Origin of the sequence: Alexandriicola marinus, from assembly GCF_004000435.1 — a bacterium.
Lineage (GTDB): Bacteria > Pseudomonadota > Alphaproteobacteria > Rhodobacterales > Rhodobacteraceae > Alexandriicola > Alexandriicola marinus.
Genome location: NZ_RBVZ01000073.1, coordinates 1 through 431, shown reverse-complemented (window position 1 = coordinate 431; position 431 = coordinate 1). Strand labels below are relative to the sequence as shown.

The window sequence follows — 431 nt, the reverse complement described above, 5'->3', positions numbered from 1 at the left end:
AGGACAAGGACAAGCTGCTCGAAGCCATTCCCCAATATGACGGTCTGGCGATCAGGTCGGCCACGAAGGTCACCGAAAAGCTGATCAACGCCGCGACCAATCTCAAGGTTGTCGGCCGCGCCGGCATCGGCGTCGACAATGTCGATATCCCGGCGGCCAGCCGGCGCGGCATCATCGTGATGAACACGCCATTCGGAAACTCGATCACGACCNCGGCGCGGCATCATCGTGATGAACACGCCATTCGGAAACTCGATCACGACCGCCGAACATGCCGTTGCGATGCTGTTTTCGGTGGCGCGTCAAATTCCCGAGGCCAACAGCTCGACGCATGCCGGCAAGTGGGAGAAGAACCGCTTCATGGGCGTGGAGATCACGGGCAAGACACTGGGTGTGATCGGCTGCGGCAACATCGGTTCGATCGTGGCGAT

1 pseudogene is annotated in these 431 nt (G+C 60.2%); it reads left to right on the top strand.

Annotation, left to right across the window (positions count from 1 at the left end):
• Nucleotides 1-431 (top strand): annotated as a pseudogene (locus tag EP376_RS22740) (NAD(P)-dependent oxidoreductase); the annotation flags it as partial.